Source organism: Frankia sp. AiPs1, from assembly GCF_023716945.1.
Taxonomy (GTDB): domain Bacteria; phylum Actinomycetota; class Actinomycetes; order Frankiales; family Frankiaceae; genus Frankia.
This window is the reverse complement of record NZ_JAMQQF010000277.1, coordinates 1-7,562: the sequence shown is the minus strand read 5'-3', so window position 1 is coordinate 7,562 and position 7,562 is coordinate 1. Positions and strand designations below refer to the sequence as shown.

General features: G+C 71.5%; 5 protein-coding genes. 4 read left to right on the top strand and 1 reads right to left on the bottom strand.

The genetic code is table 11. From position 1 onward, the window contains the following. On the top strand, positions 1 to 1,712 hold a 1,712-nt coding region (locus tag ND748_RS20490; RefSeq protein WP_251747620.1), incomplete at its 5' end, for a hypothetical protein. A 40-nt stretch (positions 1,713 to 1,752) separates the two neighbouring features. On the opposite strand, the gene thrS is transcribed toward ND748_RS20490, so the two are convergent. Then, on the bottom strand, positions 1,753 to 3,795 hold the full coding sequence (thrS, locus tag ND748_RS20485) for a threonine--tRNA ligase (RefSeq protein ID WP_374215986.1): 2,043 nt from the start codon (positions 3,793 to 3,795) through the stop codon (positions 1,753 to 1,755). Between the two features lie 476 nt (positions 3,796 to 4,271). On the opposite strand from thrS, the gene ND748_RS20480 reads away from it, so the two are divergent. The 3 genes from ND748_RS20480 to ND748_RS20470 form a co-directional block, all read left to right on the top strand. Beyond that, positions 4,272 to 5,621 carry a radical SAM/SPASM domain-containing protein gene (locus ND748_RS20480; protein ID WP_251747618.1) on the top strand — a complete coding sequence of 450 codons (1,350 nt, stop codon included), beginning with the start codon at positions 4,272 to 4,274 and terminating at the stop codon, positions 5,619 to 5,621. After that, complete coding sequence (locus tag ND748_RS20475; protein ID WP_251747617.1) at positions 5,618 to 6,751, top strand: amidohydrolase family protein; 1,134 nt, start codon at positions 5,618 to 5,620, stop codon at positions 6,749 to 6,751. Before ND748_RS20480 ends, ND748_RS20475 begins: the two co-directional genes overlap by 4 nt. Next, the coding region (locus ND748_RS20470; RefSeq protein ID WP_251747616.1) for a phytanoyl-CoA dioxygenase family protein at positions 6,748 to 7,562 on the top strand (815 nt) is incomplete at its 3' end. The genes ND748_RS20475 and ND748_RS20470, both read left to right, overlap by 4 nt.

The window sequence follows — 7,562 nt, the reverse complement described above, 5'->3', positions numbered from 1 at the left end:
GGATGGGCCGGGCGGCGAACCTCCGCCCGCCGGCCTGGCCGCTCGCGGCTCCCCGCGGCGAGACGCTGGCCTGGCTGCGCCGTCTGATCCGCGCGCCGCTGCACACCCCCGACGCGGAACGGGTGCTGGCCGCAAGGCTGGGCGCGGACCTGTTCGGCCTGCGCAGACCACCCCCGGCGCCGGCGTTCCTCGCCGGTGTCGACATCGGGAACCTGCGACCCGAGCATGTCGCGCCGTTCCTGCGCCGTATCAGCATGACCCGCCCCGCTCCGAGCGCCGCGCAGTTGTCGGCGGAATCCCTCGAGGCCGCCCGCGGCGCTGTCAGCTGGGCGCGGCGCTCGGCGGACGAGCGGCGCTGGGGACAGGCGGCCGGCACCGGGGCGCCGCTGCTGCCGGAGGTGGTCGGAATACCACATGTGGTACACGGAATCTGGTTGGGCCAGCCGATGCCCGCGCGGACGGCCTTCCGCGACAACTACGGTGCGGCGGCCCGCCGGTACGCGGGCCAGGTCACCGTGGTGCTGTGGACGGATATCCCGCGTGCGCGGTGTGCGGCCGTCCTGGCCGAGCCCGCCCCCCCGCCCGGCGCGGCCGACCCGCTCCGGTACGTCCGCACCCTGGCGACCTGGGCCCGTGACAACGACGTGGCGCTGGTCAACGTCGACGAGGTCTTCCACACCGACCATCCGCTGTACCTGCGTCCGCAGTACGTCCTGGAGATGGCGAAGCAGCGTCCCCGCGGCTACACGAGCGCGACCGATCATCTGCGGGTGGAACTCGTCCACACCTTCGGGGGTCTCTACATCGACGGCGACATCCGATTCGACGGCGACATCCGATTCGACGGCGGATCGCCGGAAGGCGGGCACCCCGGCTCGGTACCGGACCTGCTCGCGGCCGTCGCCGCCTCCACCTGTGGCTTCACCCTGAACATCCTGCCGATCGGCATCAGCAACGATCTGATCGTCGGATCCGCCCGCCATCCGGCGCTGCGCCTGTGGATGGAATGCGCCAGGCTCAACTACTTCCCGCTGCAGCGGGAGATCGTCGGCGGACTCGGGATGATGGCGCGGCCCTACGTCGGAACCTCCCACCAGGGGCTGCGCCACCTGGCCCCGCACCGCACCGGACGGGTCCACCACACCGCCCTCGGGCTGCTGGGCATCACCCGCGACGACCTCACCCCCACCGGGGGAGCCGTCGTCACCGCCAACGAGATCACCTGGGTGCCCCGCGGGAGGGAACGAGCCGAGTTCGACGTGACCGGCGCCGATCCCGCCGATCCCGCCGATCCCGCCATCCGGGACGAGGTGCTGACGCGGACGATGGGGCTCGCGACGTTCCTGCTCTGGCAGCTCGTGACCAGGGAGGGCAACCTGTACCTGTCGGCGGTGGAACCCGTCGTCCTCGCCCTGCCGGACCCGGACGCGGTCTGGATCGCCCTGCTGGGCTTCATCGCCGCTGCCGGCGCCGCGCGGGCGCTCGTCACCTCGGTCACCGACCACCGTCGCGGTGAGGACGGCACCCTCGAACGCATCTGGCTACCCCGCGAGGCGGAGGCGTTCCTGGATCGGCAGGCCAGTCCACCGTCCTGGTTCGGCAGCGAGCTGGCCGAACCCGACCGGCCGGTGTGGCTCCTCGACGAGGCCGTCACCCCGGTCGCCCTGCGGACGCCGTCGGCGGCAGTCGCGGTGCTCGCCGGCCGGGCATGATCCGGACCGCCCCCTGCGGCGGACTGACGCGGGCAGCCCGTCAGTCGTCCGCGTCGACGTCGGTCGCGCCCGAGCCCGCGCGCAGATGGCCGGCGCCGTCGAGGCTCCTGGTGTCGATCAGGTCGCGGACCCGGCGGACGAAGTCGGCCAGCGGCATCGACGTCTCCTGGCCGGAGCGGTCCCGCACGGAGACGGTGCCCTCCTCGACCTCGCGCCGGCCGACGACGACGATCAGCGGGATCTTGCGGGTGACCGCGGTGCGGACCCGGGCCGGGAGCCGGCCGTCGCTGGCGTCGACGTCGACGCGCACGTCCGCGTCGAGCAGCGCCTGACTCACCGACTCGGCGTACTCGTCGAGCTCCGGCATGATCGGAATCACCCGGACCTGCTCCGGGGCCAGCCACACCGGGAAGGCGCCGCCGAAGTGCTCGGTGAGGAAGGCGACGAACCGCTCGTGCGAGCCCAGTGGTGCCCGGTGGATGACGACGACCTGCTTGTCGGTCCCGTCGGCGTCGTGGTACTTCAGCTCGAACCGCTGCGGCGTGTAGAGGTCGACCTGGTTCGTCGAGGCGGCGAACTCCTTGCCGGTCACCGAGCGGATGATGAAGTCGACCTTCGGGCCGTAGTGCGCCGCGCCGCCGAGTTCCTCGACGTACGGGATGCCGGACTCGTCCATCGCCTCACGGGTGATCCGTTCGGCGTCCGCCCACATCTGCGCGTCGTCGTGGTATTTCGTCGTGTTCGCCGGGTCCCGTAGCGCCAGGACCATGTAGAAGTCGGTGATCCCGAGCGCCCGGTAGTACTCGTCGTGCATCCGCATGACCTCGAGGAACTGCTCCTTGGCCTGCTCGCGGGTGCAGTAGATGTGGGCGTCGTTCTGGGTGAAGCCGCGGGCCCGCATCAGGCCGTGCAACTGGCCGCTGCGCTCGAACCGGTACACGGTCCCGTACTCGGCGATCTTGTAGGGGAGCTCGCGGTAGCTCTTCGGCCGGGCCTTGTACACCATGTGGTGGTGCGGGCAGTTCATCGGCTTGAGGTAGTAGTTCTCGCCCTCGATCTGGATCGGAGCGTAGAGGTCCTCGCTGTAGTACGGCAGGTGGCCGGACAGGTAGTAAAGGGCCTCCTGGGTGATGTGCGGCGTGACGACCCGGCGGTAGCCCAGGTGCCGCTCGGTCTGGCGGGCCCAGCCCTCCAGCTCGTCGCGGATGATCGTCCCGTTGGGCAGCCACAGCGGCAGGCCCTTGCCGATCTCCGGGCTGAACGCGAAGAGGTCGAGGTCCTCGCCGATGCGGCGGTGGTCCCGCTTGGCGGCCTCCGCCAGCGCGGCCAGATACTCCTTGAGCGCCGGCCGGGTCGGCCACGCGGTCCCGTAGATCCGCTGTAGCTGGGGGTTCTTCTCGTCGCCGCGCCAGTAGGCGGCCGAGTTGCGCAGCAGCGCGAACGCCGGGATCAGGTGGGTCGAGGGCAGGTGCGGGCCGCGGCACAGATCGGTCCAGACGACGTCCCCGCTGCGCGGGTCGACGTTGTCGTACATCGTCAGCTCGCCGCTGCCGACCTCGGTGGCGGCCGCGCCCGACGCGTCCCCCTTGATGTCGACGAGCTCCAGCTTGTAGGGCTCGGCGGACAGCTCGTCGCGCGCCGCCTCCCGCGAGGGCAGCACGCGGCGGCGGAACCGCTGGCCCTGCTTGACGATCTCCCGCATCCGGGCCTGGATGCGTTCGAGGTCCTCGGCCTGGAACGGCTTGGGCACGTCGAAGTCGTAGTAGAAGCCGTTCTCGATCGGCGGCCCGATGCCGAGCCGGGCCTCGTCGAAGAGGTCCTGCACCGCCTGGGCCATCACGTGCGCCGTCGAGTGCCGCAGCACCGCGAGGCCGTCCGGGCTCGACATCGGCACCGCCGTCACCTCGGTGTCCACAGCCGGCACCGCGGTGAGGTCGCGCAGCGTGCCGTCGGCGTCACGGACGACCACGATCGCGTTCGGCCCCGACATCGTCAGGCCGGCGGCCTTCACCGCCTCCGCAAAGCTGCTACCGGCTGGAGCGGACACGCGCTCCTCGGACACCGCGGGCATACGTGCCGACATGGCCGCCTCTCAAGATCCTCAATGCTCTACCTTCCTCGGATTGATCGTAGTCGCCCGCGCCGAGCGCGCCGACGCACCCGCCCGGGCGCCGGACGTTCCTTCGGGAGGCCTCGGTCAGGGCGCTCTTCACCGAATTGCCCGCCATGTGGTGCCCGTGCGTCGGGCGCCTCGGCGGCGAGTCTGTTCGCATTGGTCCGCGGTCACGAAGTGCTACGGATGGCGATCTCAGGTCTTTGTCGCGGCGCAGGTCACCGCTTTTTCTTTAGGCGCCGTCATGGCGGTGTCGCTGCGCTGCGTAAACCTTTGCCGGGAGTCGCGGATGCACCGGGGTCGCCGTCCGAGGCTGGGGTGATCTGGCGGAACATCCGGCTGGATGCGACGACCACACGTTCAGGTCAGAAGCCCTTGTCCGGTGCGACTGCGTGATTTACCCTTGATGGGCGGCTGCTTTTGCACAGCCTATGCTTGGAGGGCTCATGGCTGAACTCCGCCCGCTTCCTCTTTTTGCCGGCCCATTCACCACGCTCGACGGCCGGTACTCCGCCTTCGCGGACGGAAAGGTCCTACGCGTGGGCCTGAAGATGAACACCCCGCCGACCTGTAACTGGAAATGCCCCTACTGTTATGCGGGTGATCCGGAACTCCACGAACGCCCCCGTCAACCCACGGTCATGACGGCGGGTGAGTCGGGATCGGTGCCCCTGCACCGCGACCCGACCTGGGAACGGCGGGTGGAGGGCTGGCTCGAGCAGGCAATCGCGCTCGGGCTGCAGGCGGTGACGGTGAACGGCACGTTCGAACCGCTGGCCGCGCCGTACTGGCAGGACACGATCTCCTTTCTACAGGAACGGGGCATCGCGGTCACGCTCGTCACCAACGGGGGACTGCTGACGCCGGAGTCGATCGACTGGATTGTCGCCGGCGGCGTCAACCTGCTGACGAAGCTGAACGTGCCGGTGGTGGCGCCCGGCGATCCGCGCCGCGCGCGGCTGGCCGAGGTGCAGAAGTACCTGTCCGGCCTGCCGCGGGATGCCGAAACCGTCTACGCCGAGCAGGTCGCGCTGATCGAGCGGCTCGTGGCCGCCGGTCTGACGACGACGGACGAACCCGGCCGTACCAGGCTCGGTGTCGAGTCGGTCGTCGCCCGCGACAACCTGGAGTTCCTCCCGGAGCTGGTGGCCCAGTTGCGCGAACGGAACATCTACTCGCACATCGAGCTCAGCAAGCTGCAGGGCTTCGCTCGGACCAACCCCCACCTGGTGATCCGCCGGGCCGAGATCGAGGAGCTGTTCGAGACCGTCCGCCGCCAGGACGAGGCGATGGGCTACGAGCCCTACCAGGCCAAGCCGCCCTGCCTGGCGGGGGCCTGCTACGAGAACCTGTACCGCCTCGACCTGCATGCGGACGGCGCCGTCAGGCCATGCCCGGGGATCGAGACGACGATCGGCGACCTCAACCGGCAGCCGCTGGCCGAGGTGCTCGCCAGTCCCGCGCTCGCCATCATCCGCAACCTCGACGAGCACATCCAGGGCGACTGCCGGGACTGCGACCTGCTCGCCACCCGGCAGTGCTACGGCGGCTGCCGAGGCACCGCCTACCAGAGCATGGCGAACTCGGGGCGCGGTGAGTACGAACGCTGGACCGCGTCCGATCCGTCCTGCTGGCGGGTGCACCGGGTGCTCGACGACGGCACGCTCGCGCAGGACGTCCTCGACCGCCCGCTGACCACCGAGGAGATCGCGCGGCTGCGCGTGCCCGATCTGGTCGAGACGGGCGCGGCCGGCACGGCCGGCACGGCCGGCACGGCCGGCGAGGTGGCGCCGTGAGCCGGCCGCTGATCTCCGCCGACTCGCACATGTGCGAGCCGCCAGAGCTGTGGACATCCCGGCTGCCGCGGCGATACCAGGAGCGAGCGCCCCGGGTGGTGAACCTCGACGGGCGGACGGGGGAGTACTTCGTCTGCGAGGACATCCAGCCGCGCAGCGTGTACGCGGCCAGTGCCGCCGGCGTGCCGTCCGACCAGCTCCCCGGCCGGGCGGCCCAGGGCTTCGCCGCCGCACCACCGTCGGTGTGGGATCCGCGGGCGCGGCTAGCCGAGCAGGACGTCGACGGCGTCGCCGCGGAGGTCCTGTTCCCCACCTTCGCGGACCTGGTGTTCGGCTGCCATGACGCCGAGTTCCGCCGCGCCTGCCTGCGCGCCTACAACGACTTCGTCGCCGAGTACTGCGCCGCCGACCCGAACCGGCTCGTCGGCGCCGCCCTGGTGGACGACGCCGACGCCGAACTCGCGGCGGCGGAGATCAGCCGGGCGGCGGCCCTGGGCCTGCGCGGCGTCGTGTTACGCGCCGACCCGGACCGCTCCTACGGCGACGCCTCCTTCGACCCGGTCTGGGAGACCGCCGTCGGCCTCGACCTCCCGGTGGTCATCCACCGGGGCGCCGTCCGCCGCGACATCACGATCGACGTCCACGGCGCGCTGCTCGACTACGTCATGATCCCGGCCCAGGCCCAGCGGGCGGTCACCGCGCTCGTCTTCGGCGGGGTCTGGGAGCGGTATCCGGGGCTGCGACTGATCCTCTGCGAGTTCGACCTGCTGTGGCTGCCGCACTTCCTGCAGCGCCTGGAGCACGCCGACCACCGGTTCGGCCGGTCCTTCGGCCTCGATCTGTCCCGGCCGGCCCTCGACCAGGTGACCGACGGCGTCTGGGTCACGTTCCAGCACGAGACCGACGAGGTCACCCGGATCCTGCCGAGCTGGCCACGGGAGCGGCTGATGTGGGCCTCGGACTACCCGCACGCCGATTCCACCTGGCCGCATTCGGGGGACAAGGTCGCCGAACTGCGTGCGGCGGTCGGGGCGGAGACGACGACGATGCTCACGCACGACACGGTGTCGCGGCTGTTCGGGCTGCGCCTGCCGGCCGCCGCCCCGCTCGCCGAGGCGGCGCGCCCATGAGCGAGCGCAGCGCCACCGCAGTCCTCGACGTCGAGCGCTATCGCGCCGAGGGCCTCGTCATCGCCCCCGAGCCGCTGCCGGCCGAGGTCCTCGACCAGGTGCGCTCGGATCTCGGCGAGTACCTCGCCCGGGACCCGAGCAAGGTCCCCGACTTCGTGCCCGACCTGATGGCCAGCGGTTTCGGCCTGCGCTACGGCAGCCACCCGGTGCTGCTGGACGCGGTGTCGGCCGTGCTCGGCGACGACGTCCTGCTCTGGGCCTGCGGGATGTTCGGCAAGCCGGCGCGGGTCGGCAAACCGACGCCGTGGCACCAGGACGGCCACTACTGGCCCATCCGGCCGCTGGCCACCTGCACGGTGTGGCTGGCGCTGGACCGGTCCGGCCCGCACAACGGCGGACTGCGCTACGTCGCGGGCTCGCACCGGGCCCGCACGCTGCTCGGCCACCAGCGCACGGACGGGCGCGGCAGCACCCTGAACCAGCGGCTGGAGCTCGACGAGCCGCAGCGCGCCGCCGTCCGCGTCGCCGAGCTGGAGCCGGGTTCCTTCTCGCTGCACGACGTCCATCTCGTGCACGGGTCGTCCGCCAACGTCTCCGGGGCGCGCCGCGCCGGGATCACCTTCCGGTACATGCCCGCCACCTCCTACTACGACCGTGACCTGGCCCGCCGCCAGCACCGGGAGCTCGGCGTTCCCGACATCTCCGGGCGAGTGCTCCACCGGGTCCGCGGCGTGGACCGCACCGGGCGCAACGAGACGGTGGACGCGACGACCGGGCCCTGGGCCGCCCCGCCCGCCACGCCCGCCCCGCC